Here is a 21,470-nt window from a genome sequence, read left to right as displayed (position 1 = left end):
AATGCGGGTTCTGATCGTCAAAACATCATCGATGGGTGATGTGTTACATACGCTTCCTGCGCTCACTGATGCACAGCAGGCTATTCCAGGAATTCGCTTTGACTGGGTGGTGGAAGAGGGGTTTGCACAAATCCCGTCATGGCATGCTGCGGTTGATCGGGTGATCCCGGTGGCAATTCGACGCTGGCGGAAAGCCTGGTTTTCCGCCGCCATTAAAACTGAACGCAAAACCTTTCAGGCGGCAGTACAGGCGCAACATTATGATGCCATTATAGATGCGCAGGGGCTGGTGAAAAGCGCGGCTTTGGTCACTCGTCTGGCGCATGGCATTAAGCATGGCATGGACTGGCAAACAGCCCGTGAGCCGCTGGCCAGCTTGTTTTACAACTGTCGACATCATATTGCTAAACAGCAGCATGCGGTAGAGCGTACCCGCGAACTATTCGCCAAAAGTCTGGGTTACAACAAACCCCAGACTCAGGGTGATTACGCTATTGCGCAGCATTTTCTGAACAATATGAATACCGATACGGACCAATATGCTGTATTTTTACATGCCACCACCAGAGATGATAAACACTGGCCGGAGGCAAACTGGCGGGAATTAATTGGTCTGCTAAGCCAGTCTGGAGTGCGCATTAAATTGCCGTGGGGAGCCGCTCACGAAGAAGCCCGAGCGAAGAGACTGGCAGAAGGGTTTGATTACGTAGATGTTTTACCGCGTATGAGCCTGGAAGACGTCGCGCGTGTATTGGCAGGGGCAACGTTTGTCGTGTCGGTTGATACGGGACTGAGTCACCTGACAGCCGCGCTAGACCGTCCAAATGTAACACTATACGGCCCAACGGACCCTGGGTTAATTGGTGGCTATGGAAGGAACCAGGTAGAGTGCCGTTCCGCAAGCAAAAATCTTACCGATTTGCCTGCCTCTGCCGTATTTGAAGTACTAGTTTCGAACTTATAAGCTCTTGCAAACAAACATCGGAGAAAAGATGGCCCTCACATTGTTTTTTTCCAACGAGAAAAAAAACTGGAAATTATACTGGAATAGAACACTTATATTCTTGTTGATCGCCACCTATTTCTTAGGTGGTATTACTCGCTATAAACATCTCATCGTCATTCTTATGACGATCACAACAATTGTTTATCTTTGTAAGCAACCAAAACATTATATTTCCACCTTCAAAACATTCCTTTTCGGAAGTATTTTATTTCTTACCATAGCAGTACTTCTTTCGCTATTTCAGACGCCAGACTTAAAAACCAGCCTGAAAGAAATTAATAATTCCGTCATCGAAAATATGTTGTTGTATACCATTGCCATTCCCGTCTTATTAAAGGATGAGAAAGTAGAATTTATTGCAAAATTCATTTTCATCTCTTTCCTCACATCATTAAGTTTACGATGCTTGTCTGAGATCGTCTTTTATATTAAGGATTTTCAGAATGGAGTTATGCCATTTATTGATTACAGACACCGTAGCATCTCAGATTCATTAGTCTTTTTGTTCCCGGTACTTCTGAATCTGTGGTTATTTAAATCAACAAAGCATCGAATCGCCTTTATTATTTTTAGTGCAATCTATCTTTTCCTGATGTTGGGTACTCTTTCTCGTGGAGCATGGCTCTCAGTCTTAATCATCGGGCTGGCGTGGGTATTGATGCATAAAAAATGGAAAATGCTGACTGTGGGAATGATTATCGCAGCTCTGGCGGCGACTGCTATTTTCTCTCATAAAGAAATGTCGGCAAAGTTGGCCTTTAAACTCAACCAGACAGACAGTTCATACCGATATGGAAATGGTACTCAGGGCAGCGCACTGGATCTCATACTCGAAAATCCGGTTATCGGCTATGGCTTTGGTAATAAGGCCTATAAAACGGTCTATAACAATCGCGCCGTAGATTATCCATTATGGAAATTTAGAACCTCAATCGGTCCCCATAACCTCGCGTTATTTGTCTGGTTTGGCACCGGTCTTCTCGGATTGGCTGGGTTGCTACTTGTGTACGCAGCAATCGTAAAAGAAACTGTGTCAAAGGCGTTTAAAGAGGGTCGTGACTCTCCCTATAACGCACACATGATTATACTGTTATCTTTCTTCGGATATTTTATTATTCGCGGAAACGTTGAACAGATCGAATTGGATAACCTGGGTATTCTTGTTGGCCTGTTGCTTGCCATGAAGAAATAACGCTGGATATTCTCAATAAAAAAGGCTACCTAACGTAGCCTTTTTTATTTCAGTCAAACCAATGATGAATGACATCCTCGAACCGCTGAGTCACACTCGTCCAACTGTAATGCTCAAAAACATACTGTTGCCCGCGTTTCGCAATAGTAGATAGTTCGCTGTCATGCAGTACGCACTCAATGTCCTCCGCAATAGTTTCTGCGGTCATGGGCTCTCTTAAGTGATAGCCAGTATCCTTGTTTTTAACAAACTCAATCATTCCTCCACGCGTGCTCACCAACACGGGTTTACCTGCCCCCATGGCCTCAATTGCAACCATACAGAAAGGTTCCTGGAATTGAGAAGGGATCACAACTAAATCACCGAGTGGATAGTAGCGGTGCATTTTTTCGGGAGGAATACTTCCCAACATAATGCAGTTATCCGTCAAACGCTCTGCGATTTCGCGGACTTCATGCTGATAAGCCCCTTTATCGCTTTTACTGACTTCCATATGATCGCCAACCACCACCAGTTTAAAGTTCGGGTGCGACTCAACAAGTTTTTCGAATGCCTGTAAAAGCAGTAATACACCTTTATCAGGTACAATACGCCCAGCGTAAAATATCACCTTATCTTCGGGTGTGATATTCAGGTCCGACCTGGAGATTGGCTCATAATCTGATTGATAAATTTCCAGATTAATTCCATTAGGAACAATGGCAATATCTGCTTCAGGGAGATATGAATGATAGTAGTTTTTTAAAAACAAGCTGGGAACTATCATCTTAACGTTCTTCTCCAATCCTTTTGGTTCGAACGCATTATGCATATGTATCACGACATTTGCCTGAGGGGCTCGCTGGCGAATCTGTCGATACAGTTTCATGCTGTTGTGTACAGCAATAACACTTTTATCCGTGATTGAAAAATCTTTAGCAACGTTTAATATGCGCTGAGAGTAAGGTAAAGGATCCAGTCGGGTCCATTTCTGAAAAATTCGCTTATATATTCTGCTAAATCCGATACGATGAATAGAGCACTTTTCACTTACCTTCGAATAATCAGTATACCCTTCATTTTTGATGCAGACGATACGGTTTGGAATACGGGTAGTTTGCGCGACCTGATACATCCATGTTTCAACTGCAGCCGCACCACGCGGTGGTATAGAGAAAATTGGTGTAACCGTAAAGATGATTTTATCAATCATATAAAATCAACCCTTCATTAAGTTATATTTAATTGCTGAAAAAAGACCGCTGATTATTTTATTTTGATAAAGCAAGTGTTTGTATTTTTCTCTATATTCATGTTTCCGTACTGCGGGAAGTAAATTTTTCACTCGCCATGGCGATATTTGATATACACTACGAAAAAATTGTGCTGATGGATAATTTGCCCAATCATGCCATGGCTTCGTCACACCAGTATAATGTATAAATATGGTTTTCGCGTTGATGATTGATTTGTAGTAATCTTTATTTTTTATCTCAAACTCAGATTTTAAAGAATAAATAGTGTTATATTCTCTGGGCAAGATTTTAGCATGGTGAAGGAACATAATATTTAAAATATCTTGATCAGGATATTTTATTTTTGCAGCAATATCTTCCTGAGAAAGTAAATCGAAAAACCGCTCAGTCAGATTTGATTGCAACCATTGCTTCATATTGATATACATCACCCCAGAGTTAAAATAATTACCTTCAAACTCTGTGTTATTCAGTCGCTCTGCGCTTTTAGCTTGCATTGAATCAACATCAACCACTACTGCTCCGTACTCGTGATCGAATTCCAGTTCGGAAAGCTCTAGCAATGAACCTTTGCATGTGATATCAGCATCAAGATAGAGTAACTTATCCAGCCGTTCAGAGAAATAATCGAAAGAAAGTAAGCGATAATATATTGATACTGGCCATATATTAGTTTTTGGCAGCGTAGACAATGGTTCAGAGTCGATATGATATAATTTAATGACTGTTTTATACTGTTCCGCTAACTGTGTTAAGAGCTCGACATAATCCTGGTCAAGGTAGTCAGCAATAATATGAAATGTAAATTCAATATCATTCTGCTTATTATTCTCAAGAATTGATGCTATCGATATTGCAGCACCGACTTGATAATTACTATCAATTCCCCATGAAATATTAAAAGTATCGCGGTCATTGCATTTAACCGTACGACTGTCTAATGCTATGATATCTTTAAATTTGGTTAAATTTTTAAAATCCAATTCCCGTTCACCTTTCGTTTTCATAGATATTACAGCATCAATACATTGATATTGTGTCGGAGTTTAGTCGTTCAATTTTGTTACTATTTTTTCAACCCGAGCTTTATTTTTATATCCCTGATTATAGATTTCAATCTCTTTTTAAAGAGCAACGAGTTATATCCTGAATCTTGAATTTCGTTTTTTATACCATAATGGCGTTCTAGATCAATTCTGTCCTTAGCCTTCAATACAGGACTTATTTTTTTACCTGATAAATCTATCAGGCGAAGACCTTTTTCAGAAACAATAAAGTTACCCTTGTGAGGGTCTCCTGAAACCATACCGTGAGCATGTAACTCTTTAATTGACTCAGCAAGTTGCAGTTTTATATCTGCAGGTATTTCTTTATATTCTTCTAGTCCAACGCCTTCAATATACTCGATGAGCATTATGAAATAATGTGCAAAATTTAATGTTTTATACTCTGCAAGCAAATAATAGTCATTAATAGAATTGACCCCCTCACTACGAACTCGATTAGTTTGGTAGATCAAATTCTCATAATAGTCTTTTTTTATACACGATTTAAGAAATCGCTCTATCTTTTTATGCTTTGGTGCGAAGACTTTTAATACAATCGGACCTCGAGGTGTGTCAATCAAAATGACTTTTGTATCATCAATCGAGCGAAATACCTTCAGTATTTTGAGATCGAAATTGAGAAAATCATTTAATATTTTCTCATAAAAAGGATCATTATCTTTTATGAATACAGTTAAATCTTTAATCTTTTTTTTATGAATCATGGGATAGCCATTATATTAGTTAATATTAAAAGGTCTTTTATTATTTAATCGTTTTAGCCTTGTAATATTTTATGTAATTTATCACGCCCTGAAGAAATCTTTTCTGCTTAAATTTATGCTTGGCACAATATCTGTATTGGTTGCTATTTGCAGGCTGGAGCAGAGCGACATTGCACCAGGGAGAATGCTCTTTCGCATAAATAAAACTTTGCGAAACAGGGTAGTTTGCCCATTCATGCCAGGGTTTTGTCGGTCCAACATAATGAATAAACACAGTGTCATTATTGACCGGGTTTACCACTTTATCCTTCAATTCATAATTGATACTAAAGCGAGTATTATATTTCCCATCAATAAAGTTCACTTTACCAACAAGAAGAATGTTTAAGACATCCTGATCCAAATGCGTAATTTTTGCCACCCACTCAGGAACTCGCAACATCTCAATTGCTTTAACTGAAATATCATTTTTTTGCCATTCATTAATATTAATAAGCAAAAAACCTGCATTAAAATATCCAGATACAAGCTCAGGAGTAGTCAGGGTTACAGAACGGTCAGTCCACCATTCGATATCTCTTTCTGCAACCACCGCAGCAATCTCATGCTCCGTAAATGAATAATCAACCAGTTCCTGAATACTGCCTTTACAGGCGATATCAGCATCCAGGTACAAAAGCTTCTCTAGCTTACCATAAAAGTAATCGGCGATAACAAAACGGAAATACGTCGCATATGTCCAGTTCTTTGTGCTGGGTAACGACTTTAATTTATTACAATCTATTAAATAGACTTTGATACAGGTTTTATATTGTTCGGCTAATGCAGAAAATCTTTTCTGATCATCTTCGCTAAAATGATCAGTAAAAACATGAAAGTCAAAGTTTATCGATTTATTGCTTAATAATATAGAAGCAATAGATACACCACATCCAAAAAGAAAATTTTTATCTATGCCAAACGCTATATTAAGATTATTTTCAGATATTCTGTCATGAAAGTTATACTCCATAACAGAAAGAATGACGTCTTTATCACTAAACTGTGACATATTTAATATTTACCCAATATATTTGGAAGTGCGATTGATATTACTTTGCACTGCCTTTTATTCAATTCGGAAAAAGATGAAGCGCTGAACTTCATCCTGACCTGTAAATCGACAATACTCGCAATAATTTATTTATAACGATCGGCGAATTGTTCTTTCTCTGATTTTTTCTGCTTTTATTTTAGCTTTTTTAATAAGCTCATCTTCCCGCTGGAAGATGACATTCAGGGGTAAACTAAAATAAACCTTCATAAAGCGGAAAACATCCCGCTGAGTCAGGCCGATGTTCATTGAGGAAAAATAGAGACCGATCAGATCTTTATCGCGCCAGCGGCGTGGAACGCTATGACGAATCTGCGCCCTATGTAGGTCAATAACCGAAATCTTGAGGCCTTTTTCCTCACCTGAGAAAGGCAGATGCAGAAGGAAGTGGCAGATATAGCAATCACGATGATTGATCCCGCCTGCATGCATTTTTTGCACCATCGTAGCAACACGCTCGATGATCATCCGCTTCACTTTTACATCAGGAGGATTCGTTGCCCAGTCAGCGCAATACTCTTCCAGACTGATAGTGGGAGTGAGATCTTCGGTAATGATGAATGAGGTTCTGGTCAGAGGATTCACCCCTTTTTCACCAAACCCCACACCGTGCATCGTGTCTACGCCTAAATCACGGAGCCGATGAATTGCATTCCACTCTCTGTCGGCACCTAACACTGGCATACGCAGTGAGAGTAGATTTTTGACGATCTCTTTTAGGGACGTGCCTCTATGCCATTTAAGGAAGTAGCTTTTATCGGCCAGTTCAAATCGCAGTGTTCTGCGGGTCTCCAGTTCTCTGAAGACTTCACCCTGCAACGTTTTCACTTCCTCGAACGCATCTTTACCTCGCCATAGCGTGGCCAGAGGCTCTTTCAGCTCAACCATCCAAATCACCTGTAATAATATCCGCCGCTTTTTCTGGCAGACTGTACAAATCTTGTGTATCAGCATAATGCCTGGCGTTTTCTGCCCAGGCTGCACGCAATGAAGGTTGAGTTAACGCTTTGCGTAAAATCTCATTTAACCCTTCTTGTCGGTAAGGCTCTTCAATCACTGCACCGCAATTTGCATCCACAATATAATGTGCGTAGCCGCAAACGGAGGTGGTCAGAACCGGTAATCCCGCGGTGATCGCCTCCAGTAAAACAATACCGGCAGCTTCCTGATAAGCAGGGTGTAATAATATGTCGGCGGCGGCCATTAACTCAGCCACATCATTACGGCCAGAAAAGAAATGGACATTTGCTCTTACGCCCAGCTTTTCTGCCAGAGATTCAAATTTTCTCGGCTTATCCTGACCCACAATAAACAGTAGCGTATTATGCCGCAGAGCCTCAGGTAATGAAGCAAGCGCCTCGAGAGATCGATCGACACCTTTACGCGTGAAATCAGAACCGACCTGTAACAGTAAATTCTGTTGCTCTGTGATACCGTTTTTCTGACGGTAAATTTCCCGGCTATCTGGAATTTGCTGGCTGTATTTTCTGTCCGGATAAATTCCCGGAGGGAGAATGTGAAAGCGATCGGCTTCAGTCTGATAATGCTTCTGAAAATCGGCTATCTGCTTATCCGTTAGCATCAGCAATTTCGTTGGCTTACCTTGTTCGAAGGTTGCACGCTCGAAAGCTGCATAATGGCGATACCGTGACGTCAACCGGTAAAAGAAACCTTTTTCTTGTGCGACTTTCTCGGCATAACAGACATCGGCTGCGTAGTAGACATCCAGCCCCGGCATTTTATTAAACCCGACAACCCGATCAACCGGATGCTCACGCATATGCGCCCGCACCCAGGAATAATACTCAGCGTTACGACCATGATTCGTGCGCGATTTCACTGGAACCCGGATCAGTTCAAAATCATCCGGGCACTCGCCTTCCCAGGACTGGGTATAGACCCGGACATGATGACCGCGCGAGGCGACGGTCTGCGCAATGCGCATAAAATCACGCTGTAAACCGCCGAAGGGAAAATATTTGTACAGGCAAAATGCGACGATCATGATGGGGTATCCGCCACAGAAGAAACGCAACCTGATGGCAGCAGCTTATCAACAGCCGCAATAACGTCACTTGCCGGAATAACGGAAAGATACATTTCATTGCGATCGCGCTGCTCGCGTGGAGGCATGGCGCGATAGTCACCCGCCCAAAATTGAATCATATTATTCGACCACGGCCGCCAGAAATTATGGTCCGTCGCCCCGAACAGGCAAATCAGCGGAGTATCGACGGCGGCGGCAATGTGTCCAGGCGCTGAATCTACGCCAATAAACAGATCGGCATGATCAATCAACGCCCCCAGTTCTGGAAACGTCACCTTACCGGCAAGCGCCGTAACAGGTTGTGTTTTACAGCCCCGAGCAATGGTATCAACACAAGCCAAATCGTCCTGCCCGGGTCCGGAAGTCAGCACAACCTCGTAGCCACGATCGTGCAAAGCATCAACGACCTGTGAAAACTTCTCGTTATTCCAGCACTTAAAAATTTGGCGTGCGGTGGGTTGGATCACCACATAACGCTCGCCGACCCCCGCCCTATCTAACTCGCTGCGCACACGCTCCCAGCAAGACGGGTTATAGCTCATGGTCGTGCGAGCCACGTTCGACGTGACCCCTAATGGAGCCAGAACGGATAAGTTACTCTCCACCACATTCGCTCCCTGCAGTGGCGCCATGGCAGTAAAGCTATTTCGCCAAAATGAGGACTGACGGTGGCTATAATCCTGTGAAATCCTGACCGGAACATTCAGCATTCGCACCAGCAGAGCGACTATCCACTGGTCGGTCAAATTTACGATCAGATCGTATTGGTTTGCCCGTAACGTTTTGACCAGTTGAATGAAGTTTGAAATTTTCTCCATCGCGCCGGCTTTCTTATTTTTTATGCCGTAAAGAGCATTAATTTCAGGATTTTCAGACAAAATGGGCATTGTGTCCTGGTAAAGCAGTACATCGATTTTTGCATCAGGGTAATTCTGCTTTAGCGTACTAATAACGGGAGTCGTGAGTAACATATCTCCGTGAAAACGCATCTTTACGACCAGGATTTTTCTAAATGGCTTATCCACAAGCGACTCTTTTGTTGTGATTTTCCGGTAAAGGTAAGCAGAAAAAAAGCACGCTACCGCCCCAGGCTCAACAGCTACCTGAATACTGATACGCGCACTTACTTTGTGCATGTTAGTGTAACACTTCTTTCGCCGCGATCCGATATGAATAAATTTTAAGCGTGTCGCATTTTTTTTCTTTTATAATCAGTGGAATAAAAAACAGCACACCGAGCTAATACGGCCATTTAAGATTGCGTTACAGGGGAAAAACAATGAATCGCATAAAAATACAAAAAAACTGTGGCCTCCTGCATTCTTTATCCACGTTTCAGGCTATTTGATTCAAAAATAGGAAAAGTAATGGTAAAGCCTGAGCTAAATACATAGAATCCCCAGCACATCCCTAAGTCAGCTATTTATTATGCTCGAATTGCTTTACACCGCCCTTCTCTACCTTATTCAGCCATTGATCTGGATACGGCTTTGGTTGCGCGGACGTAAGGCACCAGCCTATCGAAAACGTTGGGGTGAACGCTACGGATTTTACCGTCGCCCACTGAAACCCGGCGGGATCATGCTGCACTCCGTCTCCGTGGGTGAAACACTGGCCGCAATTCCTTTAGTTCGCGCTCTGCGTCACCGTTATCCGGATCTTCCGATCACGGTCACAACCATGACGCCTACGGGTTCAGAGCGCGTGCAGTCCGCTTTTGGTAGCGATGTTCAGCACGTCTATCTGCCTTATGACTTACCTGACGCACTCAATCGTTTCCTCAATAAAGTCGACCCCAAACTGGTGTTGATCATGGAAACTGAGCTGTGGCCAAATCTGATTGCTGCACTGCACAAACGCCATATTCCATTAGTGATTGCCAATGCGCGCCTTTCTGCACGGTCAGCAGCGGGTTACGCAAAACTGGGCAAATTTGTCCGCATACTACTGCGTCGTATTACGCTTATTGCGGCGCAAAATGGCGAAGACGGTGAGCGTTTCGTAACGCTGGGGGCGAGAAGCAATCAAGTTACCGTCACCGGCAGCCTGAAGTTCGATATTTCTGTCACCCCACAGCTTGCGGCGAAAGCCATCACCTTGCGTCGTCAGTGGGCACCGCATCGTCCCGTGTGGATTGCCACCAGTACCCATGACGGTGAAGAAAGCGTGATTATCGCCGCGCATCAGGCGTTGCTACACCAGTTTCCCAATCTGCTGCTAATTCTGGTTCCCCGACATCCTGAACGTTTTCCGGATGCGATTAACCTCGTACGTCAGGCTGGACTAAGCTTTACCACACGCTCCTCAGGAGAAGTGCCCTCTGCCAGTACTCAGGTGGTCATTGGCGACACCATGGGCGAGTTGATGTTGCTCTACGGTATTGCGGATCTCGCTTTCGTCGGCGGTTCACTGGTTGATCGGGGCGGGCATAATCCACTGGAAGCCGCTGCGCACGCTATCCCAGTATTAATGGGACCGCATACCTTTAATTTTAAAGATATTTGCGCCCGTCTGGAGCAGGCAAGTGGTCTTATCACCGTCACCGATGACATAACACTGGCAAAAGAAGTCTCTTCTTTGCTGACCGATGCCGATTACCGTAATTTCTATGGTCGCCATGCTGTTGAAGTGCTGTATCAAAACCAGGGCGCGCTTCAGCGTCTGCTACAACTGCTGGAACCCTATCTGCCACCTAAAACGCATTGAGGGCTGTCATGCAAAAACGGGCAATTTATCCGGGTACCTTCGATCCGATTACTAACGGTCATATCGATATCGTGACACGTGCGACTCAAATGTTCGATCGCGTGATTTTGGCCATTGCCGCAAGCCCCAGTAAAAAACCGATGTTCACACTTGAAGAACGTGTGGAGCTGGCGCAACAAGCGACGGCGCATCTCGGTAACGTCGACGTGATGGGGTTTAGCGACTTAATGGCGAGCTTCGCTCGCGAACAACAGGCGAGCATTCTGATTCGTGGCCTGCGCGCGGTGGCGGATTTTGAGTATGAAATGCAGTTGGCGCACATGAATCGCCATCTGATGCCAGAACTGGAAAGCGTCTTCCTGATGCCCTCCAAAGAGTGGTCATTTATCTCTTCTTCGCTGGTCAAAGAGGTGGCACGTCATCAGGGCGATGTTACCCATTTCCTGCCAGCCAACGTCCATCAGGCACTGATGGATAAGCTGAAGTAACGACGATGCCGGATAGCGTTGGCGCTAATCCGGCATGCAACCACTCACCCCTTCAATCACTTCTGACACTGACGACAATAAAACGTCGCGCGCTGAGCATGTTTGGTGGCGATAATCGGTGTGCCACAGACCCGACAAGGTTCACCTTTCCGTCCGTATACCTGCAATTCCTGCGCAAAATATCCTGGCTTACCGTCACTTTGCAGGAAATCCTTCAACGTCGTTCCGCCCTGTTCGATAGAACGCTGTAAAACAGCCTTAATCACACGTACAAGCCGCACATACTCATCCTGCGACAATGACGAGGCCAGACGGTCAGGATGGATGCCTGCCGCAAACAGCGACTCGCTGGCGTAGATATTACCGACACCCACCACCAACGTGTTATCCATCAACCACGGCTTTATGGCCGTTTTCTTCTTTGCGCATTTCTGTTGCAGATACTCGCCGTTGAAATCGTCGCTCAGCGGCTCCGGGCCAAGGTGTGCCAGGACATTGTGCCCTTCCAGCTCTTTCGTCCACAGCCATGCGCCAAAGCGACGCGGATCGGTATAGCGGAGAATTTTCCCGTTGCTCATCACCAAATCAACATGGTCGTGCTTTTCTGCAGGGAGTTCTTCGGGGAGGATACGTAAGCTGCCTGACATCCCCAGATGAATGATTATCCAGCCATCCGGTAGCTCCAGCAGCAGGTATTTGGCACGGCGCTGCACGCTCAGTACGGGCTTATCGCTCAGACGGTAGATTTCTTCTGATACAGGCCACCGTAAACGCCCATTGCGCACGTTGGCGTGCAAAATGGTTGCCCCAACCAGGTGGGGTTCAATCCCACGACGGCTGGTTTCTACTTCAGGTAATTCAGGCATAGCGTCTCCGGTACTGTTTGATATGTTTTTATTATGGGGACAGCCAGAAAACAAAAAACCCCGCCGAGGCAGGGTTTTTCTTTACATCAAAACGAAAATTATTTGATTTTCGCTTCTTTGTATAAAACGTGCTGACGAACAACTGGATCGAATTTTTTCAGTTCCAGTTTTTCCGGCTTAGTACGTTTGTTCTTCGTAGTGGTATAGAAGTGACCAGTACCAGCAGAAGAAACCAGCTTGATTTTCTCACGAATACCTTTAGCCATGATTTATTTCCTCTTAGTACTTAGTACTTTTCGCCACGGGCACGCAGTTCAGACAGAACTGTTTCGATGCCTTTCTTATCAATAACACGCATACCTTTAGCAGATACACGCAGGGTGACAAAACGCTTCTCGCTCTCAACCCAGAAACGGTGAGAGTGCAGGTTAGGCAGGAAACGGCGTTTAGTCGCGTTCAGTGCGTGGGAACGGTTGTTACCGGTCACCGGACGCTTGCCAGTAACTTGGCAGACTCGGGACATGTCTATTCTCCAAAAATCAAATTAGCTCGAGCTTCGTATGGGGTATTGGCGCCTCGTCAGGCTTCTCAGCCCGGTTATCGCAGTTCTAAGCGAACTCTCGATTGCCAGGCCCAAATGCCAAACCCGAGATTCTCAAAGGTGGCGTAGTATACGCTGTGTAAGCGGTGTGCTCAAGTCCCGAACAGACAAAGATCCCACTGGATCGCGCAAAGTGCTCTAAATCCAGCCACGTTCGGCAAAAGAAACGTACTCTCCGCGCCCAATCACAAGGTGATCAAGTACTCTGATATCCATGAACTGGCAACATTTTACCACACGCTCGGTGATGAGTTTATCCGCTTTACTCGGCTCTGCACACCCCGAAGGGTGATTATGTGCAAGGATCACCGCCGACGCATTTAATTTTATCGCCTCGCGGATGATTTCACGCGGATGCACCTCAACATGGCTGAGCGTTCCGGCAAAAAGACGACTGTGGGTAATGACGCGATGCTGGGCATCAAGAAAGATCACCAGAAAGATCTCCCGTTCCTCTTCCATGAGCTGGCTTTGCAAAAATTCCCGCGTCATTTCCGGACTCAGCAGCGAATTTTCCTCCATCATCCGCACGTTGTAGTAACGCCGGGCCAGTTCTGCAATCCCTTTTAGCTGCGCATATTTAGCAATGCCCACCCCAGAAAGGGAACGGAACTGTATAAAATCAGCCGTCAGCAGGCCGTAGAGCGAACCGAAATGACAGAGCATCTCTTTCGCCAGCGTCATCACATCTTTTCCTGGCGTTCCCGTACGCAGAAAGAGGGCCAGAAGCTCCACATCGCTGAGAGAACCAATTCCTGACTGCAGCATTTTTTCCCGAGGCATCAAACTTTCTGCGGTATCCATACGCACCCTCCCCTTAGTCATGCCACATGTTGGCACAGCCACTCAGGGGATTCGACGCCCTGTTATCACCCCTGCGTACCGCTTCGCAAAGTGAATCGCGGGCAAAAACACGACGCGCTAAGGATTGTGATAAAATATCCGCCTTCTGGTGAAACCCAACACCCCACAGGAAAGATCATGATGAGCCTGGCCGGTAAAAAAATCGTTCTCGGTGTTAGCGGCGGCATTGCGGCCTATAAAACCCCGGAACTGGTACGTCGTTTGCGCGAACGCGGCGCCGATGTCCGCGTGGTAATGACTGAAGCGGCAAAAGCCTTTATTACCCCTCTGAGTTTACAGGCGGTTTCGGGCTACCCCGTTTCCGACAGCCTGCTGGATCCCGCAGCCGAAGCGGCCATGGGTCACATTGAGCTGGGGAAATGGGCCGATCTGGTTATCCTCGCTCCGGCGACGGCCGACCTGATTGCCCGCGTCGCTGCCGGTATGGCGAATGATCTGGTCTCAACGATCTGTCTGGCCACGCCGTCACCGGTTGCCGTGCTCCCGGCGATGAACCAGCAAATGTACCGCGCCACGGCAACGCAGCATAATTTGAGCATTCTTGCCTCCCGCGGCTTGCTGATTTGGGGCCCGGACAGCGGAAGCCAGGCATGCGGAGATGTGGGCCCTGGCCGCATGCTCGACCCGTTAACGATTGTGGACATGGCCGCAGCACATTTTTCGCCTGTCAACGATCTGCAACATCTCAACATCATGATTACGGCGGGTCCAACGCGCGAACCACTCGACCCGGTGCGCTATATCTCTAACCACAGCTCCGGCAAGATGGGATTCGCGATTGCCGCCGCAGCCGCGCGGCGCGGTGCTAATGTAACGCTGGTTTCCGGGCCGGTATCACTGCCGACACCGCCTTTTGTTCAGCGTGTTGATGTGATGACTGCGCTGGAAATGGAAGCAGCAGTCCAGGCGGCAGCGCAACAGCAGCATATTTTTATCGGTTGTGCCGCAGTGGCTGACTATCGGGCTGCCTCTGTCGCGAATGAAAAAATCAAGAAACAAGCCACTCAGGGTGATGAATTAACAATAAAAATGGTCAAAAACCCTGACATTATCGCCGGGGTCGCCGCACTTGATGCTAATCGTCCCTTTGTTGTTGGGTTTGCCGCCGAAACGAATAATGTGGAAGAATATGCCCGGCAAAAACGTATCCGTAAAAACCTTGATATGATCTGCGCGAATGATGTTTCGATTACCACTCAAGGCTTTAACAGCGACAGCAACGCTTTGCACCTTTTCTGGCAGGATGGAGATAAAGTCTTACCGCTTGAGCGTAAAGAACTCCTCGGCCAATTATTACTCGACGAGATCGTGACCCGTTATGATGAAAAAAATCGACGTTAAGATTCTGGACCCGCGAGTTGGGCAGCAGTTCCCGCTTCCGACATATGCCACCTCCGGTTCCGCCGGACTTGACCTGCGAGCCTGTCTCGACGCCGCCGTAGAGCTGGCGCCTGGCGCAACGACGTTGCTGCCGACAGGATTGGCTATTCATATCGCCGATCCCTCTCTGGCAGCCGTTATTCTGCCGCGCTCCGGCCTGGGTCATAAACATGGTATCGTGCTGGGCAACCTGGTCGGCTTGATCGACTCAGATTACCAGGGCCAGTTGATGGTTTCCGTCTGGAACCGTGGTCAGGACAGCTTCACCATTGAGCCTGGCGAACGTATCGCACAGATGGTTTTTGTTCCTGTTGTGCAGGCCGAATTTAATCTGGTGGAAGATTTTGATGCCACCGACCGTGGTGAAGGCGGCTTCGGCCATTCAGGACGCAAGTAGTACGTCACGTATCCCACTACGCAATAACGTCATAATATTACCGCAAACCCTGAGTTTGCGGTCGTAGTGTGGGTACCAGCCTGGCAAGTGCTTATTTTCAGGGGTATTTTGTAACATGGCAGAAAAACAAACTGCGAAACGGAATCGTCGCGAAGAAATACTTCAGTCTCTGGCTCTGATGCTGGAATCCAGCGATGGAAGCCAGCGCATCACGACAGCAAAACTGGCAGCTTCCGTCGGCGTTTCTGAAGCTGCGCTGTATCGCCATTTTCCCAGCAAGACGCGCATGTTCGATAGCCTGATTGAGTTTATCGAAGATAGTCTGATTACCCGTATCAATTTAATTTTGAAAGATGAGAAAGACACCAGCACACGCTTGCGTTTGATTGTGTTGCTGATTTTGGGATTTGGCGAACGCAATCCCGGTCTGACGCGTATTCTCACCGGACACGCATTAATGTTTGAACAAGACCGCTTGCAAGGGCGAATCAATCAGCTCTTTGAACGTATCGAAGCGCAGTTGCGCCAGGTTTTGCGGGAAAAGAGAATGCGTGAAGGCGAAGGTTACGTCACGGAAGAAACGCTGCTGGCGAGCCAGATTCTGGCGTTCTGTGAAGGCATGCTGTCACGTTTTGTTCGCAGCGAATTCAAATACCGACCGACGGACGATTTCGACGCCCGCTGGCCGCTGGTTGCCGCACAGTTGCAGTAACTCTTTATTGCCCGGTAAGCGAAACGCTACCGGGCATTTCAGGCGAAATTACACCCCGAATTCTTCCCGGTACGCGCGAACGGAAGCCAGATGCTCAGCCATCTCTGGTTTCTCACTCAGGTACTCAATCAAGTCTTTCAGCGTAATAATAGAGATCACCTGACAGCGATAGTCGCGTTCCACTTCCTGAATGGCTGAAATCTCGCCACGTCCACGCTCCTGACGATCCAATGAAATCAGCACGCCCGCAAGCGTTGCGCCATTCGCCTGAATAATCTCCATCGATTCACGGATCGCGGTGCCGGCAGTAATCACATCGTCTACCAGCATCACGCGCCCCTGTAGCGCACTACCGACCAGATTGCCGCCTTCCCCATGGTCTTTGGCTTCTTTACGGTTAAAGCAGTATGGCAGGTCTTTGTCGTGATGCTCCGCCAGCGCAACTGCAGTTGTGGTGGCAATCGGGATCCCTTTGTATGCAGGGCCAAACAGCAAATCGAATTCAATGCCGGAATCCACCAGCGCTTCCGCATAGAAACGACCTAACAGAGCCAGGTCGCGCCCGGTATTAAACAGTCCGGCATTGAAGAAATAGGGGCTCTTGCGCCCGGATTTCAGCGTAAATTCGCCAAACTTTAGTACCTGCTTGTTAAGCGCAAACTCAATAAACTGGCGCTGATACGGTTTCATGGATTCGCTCCTCATCTCACTTTATTTCAGACAAAAAAAAGGCGACTTCTCAGTCGCCTTAAAAATCAATTTTCTAACGCCGCCTTCTGCGTCGCTACAATAGATTCGATTCCCCCTCGGGCTAGCGCCAACAAGGAGAGAAGTTCTTCGTGGCTGAACGGCTCGCCTTCTGCCGTACCCTGCACTTCAATCATGTGGCCATCTTCAGTCATCACCACATTCATATCGGTTTCTGCAGCAGAGTCTTCAACATACTCCAAATCACACAGCGCCTCGCCATTCACGATACCCACGGATACCGCGGCAACCATTCCTTTCATCGGGTTGGTTTTCAACTTACCGTTCTCGACCAGCTTTTTCAGCGCATCGGCCAGAGCAACACAAGCACCGGTGATAGAAGCCGTACGAGTACCACCGTCGGCCTGAATAACATCGCAGTCCAGCGTGATAGTAAATTCGCCCAGCGTCTTGAGATCAACCGCGGCACGCAATGCGCGAGCGATCAGACGCTGAATTTCCATGGTACGGCCGCCCTGCTTGCCCTTCGCCGCTTCACGCGCATTACGCGTATGCGTAGCACGTGGCAGCATACCGTATTCAGCAGTAATCCAACCCTGCCCTTGCCCTTTCAGAAAACGAGGTACGCCTTCTTCAATAGAGGCAGTACACAGCACTTTGGTATCTCCAAATTCGACCAGCACCGAGCCTTCAGCATGTTTTGTATAATTACGGGTCAGGGTTACGGGACGCACCTGATTAGCGCTACGGCCTGCTGGACGCATATTGAGATCTCCGGCTTGAAACGAATGTGGCTGCGCATTATACGGACTTCCGTCGGTTATTCCTATCCTGACAGGGCATGCATAGCTATAATCCCCCCATCTCTCCTTTAAAAACAGGAACGTCTATGATCCGCAGTATGACCGCCTACGCCCGGCGTGAAATCAAGGGTGAATGGGGTAGCGCCACCTGGGAAATGCGCTCGGTAAACCAGCGTTATCTGGAAACGTATTTTCGTCTGCCGGAACAGTTCCGTAGCCTCGAGCCTGTTGTTCGTGATCGTATTCGCACGCGCCTGACGCGCGGTAAAGTCGAATGTACGCTGCGTTTTGAACCCGATGCAAGCGCACAAGGTGAACTCATTCTGAATGAGAAGCTCGCAAAGCAACTCGTCACCGCCGCTAACTGGGTCAAAATGCAGAGTGATGAAGGGGAAATCAATCCGGTTGATATTCTGCGCTGGCCGGGAGTCATGGCCGCTCAGGAGCAGGATCTGGACGCCATTGCAGCAGAAATCCTGAGTGCCCTTGACGGTACGCTGGACGACTTCATCGTCGCCCGCGAAACCGAAGGCCAGGCGCTGAAAGCCCTGATTGAGCAACGTCTTGAAGGCGTCAGCGCAGAAGTCGTCAAAGTACGCTCGCACATGCCGGAGATCTTACAGTGGCAGCGCGAACGTCTGGTGGCCAAGCTGGAAGACGCTCAGGTCCAACTGGAAAATAACCGCCTGGAACAAGAACTGGTGCTGATGGCGCAACGCATCGACGTAGCAGAAGAGCTGGACCGTCTGGAAGCGCACGTGAAAGAAACCTACAACATCCTGAAGAAAAAAGAGGCGGTTGGCCGCCGTCTGGACTTCATGATGCAGGAATTCAACCGTGAGTCGAACACGCTGGCGTCTAAGTCGATCAATGCAGAAGTCACTAATTCCGCCATTGAACTGAAAGTATTGATCGAACAAATGCGCGAACAGATTCAGAACATCGAGTAAGCCATTTTTCACCACGTAGCCCGTGAAAATGAAGCGGTGCTACGTGTTTTTCCATTTTTTCAAATCACCCGCCTCTTTTTCTATTAGTTATTTTCATCATTCTTTTTCATCATCAGAACCTGAAAAGGCGTGAGATATGATGAATAACATAATTTTGCATAAGATAAAGTTATTAAAACCACCTCGCCTTAGAAAATCTCAATCGTGATACTGCGCACAAATCGCTAACCTTTATCCCCAGAAAATCAGGGGGAAGGCATGCTGTTACACGTTTTGTACTTAATTGGCATTACCGCAGAAGCCATGACGGGCGCACTTGCTGCAGGTCGTCGTCGCATGGACACCTTCGGCGTCATCATCATTGCAACCGCGACCGCCATTGGCGGCGGTTCCGTTCGCGACATTTTGCTTGGGCATTATCCGCTCGGCTGGGTGAAGCATCCTGAGTATGTCATTATCGTGGCGACGGCCGCGGTGCTGACGACCATTGTCGCCCCCGTCATGCCTTACCTGCGTAAATTATTCCTAGTGCTTGATGCGCTGGGTTTGGTGGTTTTTTCCATCATCGGTGCTCAGGTTGCGCTGGATATGGGTCATGGCCCGATCATTGCCGTGGTCGCCGCAGTGACCACCGGCGTCTTTGGCGGCGTATTGCGTGACATGTTCTGTAAACGCATTCCCCTCGTCTTCCAGAAAGAGCTGTACGCTGGCGTGTCATTTGCTTCTGCCGTGCTTTACATAGCGCTTCAGCACTACGTCTCCAGCCATGATGTGGTCGTTATCTCCACGTTGATTTTTGGCTTCACCGCGAGATTGCTGGCGCTGCGTCTCAAGCTGGGTTTGCCCGTGTTTTATTATCATCACGAAGGCCACTAAGGCATAAACCCCGCAATACGCTGAGCAGCTAACCACTGACTCAGCGTTTTTATCTCCGGGTTATCCCTCCACTGTATGACCTTTCTGGCGCGGCGCTCGCCCGTTGACGGCAGCATTCGCCAATACGGCTCGGTTTGCGCCAACAATGACTCCCACGAACGAATACCGCTGACCTTAAGCGCGGCCTGCGTTAGCGGTATATCCATCGCCATAACCCAGCGGATAAAGGGCTGGCGGCGCGCCATATTGAACTGGTGCCACAATTGCGCGCCTTTCCCTTTGCCTACTCCTGGCGTGTTCTGTAATTGTTCCTGGGTTAACGCCAGCCAGGAAAATATATGCTCAAAGCGATGTGCCTGATGAAGCGCTCGCCATCCAGCCTCTCCCACACCATCCAGATCCAAGACCGATTTCGACCCCAACCAAACCAGTCTCGCAATGAATTGTTCCCGACACTCAGATGAGGCATAAAAACAGGTCAATGAACCCAAATGCCCTCCGGGAGGTGTTGGTTTAGTCCGCTGCGTACTACGCCAGACAACATCATCGATACGGGGGATACCTTGCCCGGCAAGGCTGACCAGAATGCGATCGCCAGGTGCGATGTCCCACTCTTCCCAACGTCTGACGGAGCCAAGATTGACACGCTGAACCTTTTTATCGTCCAACATGACCGGAGCAAGCGATGCCACCACTGCGGTTTTCCCGCTCTTTCCCGTGGTGAAGAGAATTTCCGCCACCTCTGCGACCTGCGCCACCGGGGTGTATTTCCAGGCAACCAGCCAGTCCCCTTCGCCAGGAAGCCAGCTTCGGGCTTCCGGTTCTTTACCCATCCGTACCACGACGCCATCGGTGGCAAACGGCAGGCTCGTTGTCCACCATCTCTCTCGCGCTTTTTCAACATCATCGACGTTATTCACCGGTTGGGTATAGCGCTGTGTTAAACCAAACCCCGCATCGGTCAGTTTCTGCAATCGTTCAGGCATCGACTGCGGACCATCAGGCCACGCCCAGATAAAAATGCTTAATGCGCTTAACGAGGAAGAAGGCTCTGCACGCATCATCATCCCTGCGACTTTCGCCCGGGCATTCATTCCCCCCATTTGCCGCTGGATATGGTTTTCCTGAAGCAGGAAGATTTCGCCCTGCAGGATGCTATTGGCAAGCGTTCCTTTTGTGGTGCGCGGCACAGACGGTATATGGCGAACCTTTTGCGTCCAGTCCTCACCTTCCAGCCCGTTCCCCCGGCTAATCGCCCTGATGAGATTGCCGTCCCGGTACACTAACGTCACTGCCACGCCATCCACCTTCGGCTGAACCCACAGATCGCTTCGATGATGCATCCATTTCTGCATCGCCTGCTTATCTGCAAGCTTACGTACGCCTGTATGGGCAACAGGATGCAACATTGAGCCATTGTTTGGTGGTGCAGACGGATCGGTAGGAACCGCTTCGCCAAAACAGCGCCGCCATTGTGTGAGTTGCGCACTGAGCTGGTCGTAAACAGTATCATCGACAGCGCTAACGCCCTGCTTCCAGTAAATGTCATTCCACTGCGCGATTTGCCGCGTTAAGCGGGTGATTTCCTCTTCCGCCCTCGTCGCCGACCAGGCGGGGCAAACCGCGCCAGCCGATGAATGGCACAGCAATACACTGATTGCGATGTTCTTCCATAACGTCATCTGCACCTCCGCTGCACGTTGTCCGGCAGGTATAGCGCAGAATGATTTCGGCACCGAGCGGCAAATACACAGCCTGCGAGCAGGATTCCTGTC

Annotated in this window: 23 protein-coding genes; 9 read left to right on the top strand and 14 right to left on the bottom strand. The window is 47.8% G+C overall.

Annotated elements, in window-relative coordinates:
* Position 1 precedes the first annotated feature (1 nt).
* Positions 2–964 carry a lipopolysaccharide heptosyltransferase RfaC gene (gene rfaC, locus AC07NP_RS03765; RefSeq protein ID WP_494659622.1) on the top strand — a complete coding sequence of 321 codons (963 nt, stop codon included), beginning with the start codon at positions 2–4 and terminating at the stop codon, positions 962–964.
* 28 nt (positions 965–992) lie between these two features.
* Positions 993–2,198, top strand: a complete 1,206-nt coding sequence (gene rfaL, locus AC07NP_RS03760; RefSeq protein ID WP_494659621.1) for an O-antigen ligase RfaL — start codon at positions 993–995, stop codon at positions 2,196–2,198.
* 49 nt (positions 2,199–2,247) lie between these two features.
* On the opposite strand, the gene AC07NP_RS03755 is transcribed toward rfaL, so the two are convergent.
* The 7 genes from AC07NP_RS03755 to rfaQ all read right to left on the bottom strand — a co-directional run bounded on the left by AC07NP_RS03755 (position 2,248) and on the right by rfaQ (position 9,369).
* Positions 2,248–3,390: a lipopolysaccharide N-acetylglucosaminyltransferase gene (locus AC07NP_RS03755; RefSeq protein WP_494659620.1), complete on the bottom strand. Its 1,143-nt coding sequence runs from the start codon at positions 3,388–3,390 to the stop codon at positions 2,248–2,250.
* Positions 3,391–3,396: 6 nt separating this feature from the next.
* Complete coding sequence (locus tag AC07NP_RS03750; protein WP_494659767.1) at positions 3,397–4,416, bottom strand: glycosyltransferase family 8 protein; 1,020 nt, start codon at positions 4,414–4,416, stop codon at positions 3,397–3,399.
* Positions 4,417–4,499: 83 nt separating this feature from the next.
* Positions 4,500–5,204 carry a lipopolysaccharide core heptose(II) kinase RfaY gene (gene rfaY / locus AC07NP_RS03745; RefSeq protein ID WP_203359579.1) on the bottom strand — a complete coding sequence of 235 codons (705 nt, stop codon included), beginning with the start codon at positions 5,202–5,204 and terminating at the stop codon, positions 4,500–4,502.
* Positions 5,205–5,244: 40 nt separating this feature from the next.
* Positions 5,245–6,255, bottom strand: a complete 1,011-nt coding sequence (gene waaO / locus AC07NP_RS03740; RefSeq protein WP_494659619.1) for a lipopolysaccharide 3-alpha-galactosyltransferase — start codon at positions 6,253–6,255, stop codon at positions 5,245–5,247.
* Between the two features lie 132 nt (positions 6,256–6,387).
* On the bottom strand, positions 6,388–7,185 hold the full coding sequence (gene rfaP / locus AC07NP_RS03735; RefSeq protein WP_494659618.1) for a lipopolysaccharide core heptose(I) kinase RfaP: 798 nt from the start codon (positions 7,183–7,185) through the stop codon (positions 6,388–6,390).
* Positions 7,178–8,302 carry a glycosyltransferase family 4 protein gene (locus tag AC07NP_RS03730; RefSeq protein ID WP_494659617.1) on the bottom strand — a complete coding sequence of 375 codons (1,125 nt, stop codon included), beginning with the start codon at positions 8,300–8,302 and terminating at the stop codon, positions 7,178–7,180. Before AC07NP_RS03730 ends, rfaP begins: the two co-directional genes overlap by 8 nt.
* Entirely contained in the window at positions 8,299–9,369 is a 1,071-nt protein-coding gene (gene rfaQ, locus AC07NP_RS03725) for a lipopolysaccharide core heptosyltransferase RfaQ (RefSeq protein ID WP_203361184.1), read from the bottom strand. Before rfaQ ends, AC07NP_RS03730 begins: the two co-directional genes overlap by 4 nt.
* Before the next feature lie 403 nt (positions 9,370–9,772).
* Here rfaQ and waaA point away from each other — a divergent pair, with 403 nt between their 5' ends.
* Together waaA and coaD are read left to right on the top strand one after the other, a co-directional pair.
* Complete coding sequence (gene waaA / locus AC07NP_RS03720; protein WP_494659616.1) at positions 9,773–11,050, top strand: lipid IV(A) 3-deoxy-D-manno-octulosonic acid transferase; 1,278 nt, start codon at positions 9,773–9,775, stop codon at positions 11,048–11,050.
* A gap of 8 nt (positions 11,051–11,058) precedes the next feature.
* Complete coding sequence (coaD, locus tag AC07NP_RS03715) at positions 11,059–11,538, top strand: pantetheine-phosphate adenylyltransferase (protein WP_203359575.1); 480 nt, start codon at positions 11,059–11,061, stop codon at positions 11,536–11,538.
* Between the two features lie 56 nt (positions 11,539–11,594).
* Here coaD and mutM read toward each other — a convergent pair whose 3' ends face one another.
* From mutM to radC, 4 genes are all read right to left on the bottom strand, one after another.
* Positions 11,595–12,404 carry a bifunctional DNA-formamidopyrimidine glycosylase/DNA-(apurinic or apyrimidinic site) lyase gene (gene mutM / locus AC07NP_RS03710; protein WP_203359574.1) on the bottom strand — a complete coding sequence of 270 codons (810 nt, stop codon included), beginning with the start codon at positions 12,402–12,404 and terminating at the stop codon, positions 11,595–11,597.
* Between the two features lie 98 nt (positions 12,405–12,502).
* Entirely contained in the window at positions 12,503–12,670 is a 168-nt protein-coding gene (gene rpmG / locus AC07NP_RS03705; RefSeq protein WP_003024094.1) for a 50S ribosomal protein L33, read from the bottom strand.
* Between the two features lie 20 nt (positions 12,671–12,690).
* Positions 12,691–12,927: a 50S ribosomal protein L28 gene (gene rpmB, locus AC07NP_RS03700; RefSeq protein ID WP_003024071.1), complete on the bottom strand. Its 237-nt coding sequence runs from the start codon at positions 12,925–12,927 to the stop codon at positions 12,691–12,693.
* A 216-nt stretch (positions 12,928–13,143) separates the two neighbouring features.
* Positions 13,144–13,809, bottom strand: coding sequence for a RadC family protein (radC, locus tag AC07NP_RS03695; RefSeq protein ID WP_203359573.1), 666 nt, complete (start codon positions 13,807–13,809; stop codon positions 13,144–13,146).
* Between the two features lie 180 nt (positions 13,810–13,989).
* On the opposite strand from radC, the gene coaBC reads away from it, so the two are divergent.
* The 3 genes from coaBC (at position 13,990) to slmA (ending at position 16,358) form a co-directional block, all read left to right on the top strand.
* Positions 13,990–15,210, top strand: coding sequence for a bifunctional phosphopantothenoylcysteine decarboxylase/phosphopantothenate--cysteine ligase CoaBC (gene coaBC, locus AC07NP_RS03690; protein WP_301700525.1), 1,221 nt, complete (start codon positions 13,990–13,992; stop codon positions 15,208–15,210).
* Positions 15,188–15,646, top strand: a complete 459-nt coding sequence (gene dut, locus AC07NP_RS03685; RefSeq protein ID WP_203359572.1) for a dUTP diphosphatase — start codon at positions 15,188–15,190, stop codon at positions 15,644–15,646. Before coaBC ends, dut begins: the two co-directional genes overlap by 23 nt.
* Before the next feature lie 115 nt (positions 15,647–15,761).
* Positions 15,762–16,358, top strand: a complete 597-nt coding sequence (gene slmA / locus AC07NP_RS03680) for a nucleoid occlusion factor SlmA (RefSeq protein ID WP_203359571.1) — start codon at positions 15,762–15,764, stop codon at positions 16,356–16,358.
* 48 nt (positions 16,359–16,406) lie between these two features.
* Here the strand turns inward: slmA and pyrE are convergent, their stop codons facing one another.
* On the bottom strand, positions 16,407–17,048 hold the full coding sequence (gene pyrE / locus AC07NP_RS03675; protein ID WP_203359570.1) for an orotate phosphoribosyltransferase: 642 nt from the start codon (positions 17,046–17,048) through the stop codon (positions 16,407–16,409).
* A gap of 65 nt (positions 17,049–17,113) precedes the next feature.
* Positions 17,114–17,830, bottom strand: a complete 717-nt coding sequence (gene rph, locus AC07NP_RS03670) for a ribonuclease PH (RefSeq protein WP_494659615.1) — start codon at positions 17,828–17,830, stop codon at positions 17,114–17,116.
* A gap of 125 nt (positions 17,831–17,955) precedes the next feature.
* Here rph and AC07NP_RS03665 point away from each other — a divergent pair, with 125 nt between their 5' ends.
* Both AC07NP_RS03665 and AC07NP_RS03660 read left to right on the top strand, forming a co-directional pair.
* The gene (locus AC07NP_RS03665; RefSeq protein WP_494659614.1) at positions 17,956–18,819 is read left to right on the top strand and encodes a YicC/YloC family endoribonuclease; all 864 of its coding nucleotides are present in this window, start codon (positions 17,956–17,958) and stop codon (positions 18,817–18,819) included.
* Between the two features lie 258 nt (positions 18,820–19,077).
* On the top strand, positions 19,078–19,695 hold the full coding sequence (locus tag AC07NP_RS03660; RefSeq protein WP_203359568.1) for a trimeric intracellular cation channel family protein: 618 nt from the start codon (positions 19,078–19,080) through the stop codon (positions 19,693–19,695).
* Here AC07NP_RS03660 and ligB read toward each other — a convergent pair.
* Entirely contained in the window at positions 19,692–21,377 is a 1,686-nt protein-coding gene (gene ligB / locus AC07NP_RS03655; protein WP_494659613.1) for an NAD-dependent DNA ligase LigB, read from the bottom strand. The two genes, AC07NP_RS03660 and ligB, sit on opposite strands and share 4 nt — an antisense overlap.
* Between the last annotated feature and the right edge of the window lie 93 nt (positions 21,378–21,470).

The sequence above is a fragment of the Citrobacter sp. GW821-FHT07H02 genome (assembly GCF_059418505.1).
This window is presented reverse-complemented; position numbering and strand designations above follow the sequence as displayed.